The following is a 687-nucleotide window of genomic DNA, read 5'->3' as shown; positions in this document are numbered from 1 at the left end:
GTGGCGGCGGGGGCCTCCTGCCATCGCGCCGCGGCTCGCTTCGGGGTCAGCGTGTCGAGCGCCAGCCGCTGGTGCGGGCAGGCTACCCGGGAAGGGCACGTCGTGCCCAAGCCGATGGGCGGCGATCACACGTCGCAGCGGACTGAGGCCCATGCCGAGTTGATCCTGGCGACCTCCGAGCAGGAACCGCGTCTCTTCCTTCGCGAGTTGCGCGACCGCCTGGCTGAGCAGGGCGTGCAGACCAGCACGAGTGGTCTGTCGCGCTTCTTCCAGCGGCACCGGATCACGTGGAAAAAGGGGCGACATACGCTTCTGAGCAGGAGCGCGCGGACGTAAGGGCCGCTCGCGAGGCGTGGTTCGAGGCACAGCTCGAACTTGATCCGGACCGACTCGTGTTCCTGGACGAGACGGGCACTGCGACCAACATGGCACGCCGCAACGGCTGGGCTCCCCGCGGCGAGCGCTGCCGGCTCGCAGCCCCGCAGGGACACTACAAGACTACCACCGTCACGGCGGCCCTGCGCACGAGCGGGTTATGTGCCATCGCGCTGTTGGACGGCCCTACGAACGGCACCCGCTTCCGCAGCTACGTCGCCGAGACCCTGACGCCGGTGCTGCATCCCGGTGACATCGTCGTGATGGACAACCTGCCCGCTCACAAGGTCGCCGGCGTGCGGGAGGCGATCG

Annotated in this window: 1 pseudogene; it reads left to right on the top strand. The window is 69.1% G+C overall.

From position 1 onward, the window contains the following. Nucleotides 1–687: pseudogene (locus tag ACKUB9_RS34370) on the top strand (IS630 family transposase); the annotation flags it as partial.

This window comes from Methylobacterium oryzisoli, assembly GCF_046557895.1.
Classification (GTDB): Bacteria; Pseudomonadota; Alphaproteobacteria; order Rhizobiales; family Beijerinckiaceae; genus Methylobacterium; species Methylobacterium oryzisoli.
The sequence above is the reverse complement of the archived record's forward strand: the minus strand, read 5'-3'. Positions and strand labels throughout refer to the sequence as shown.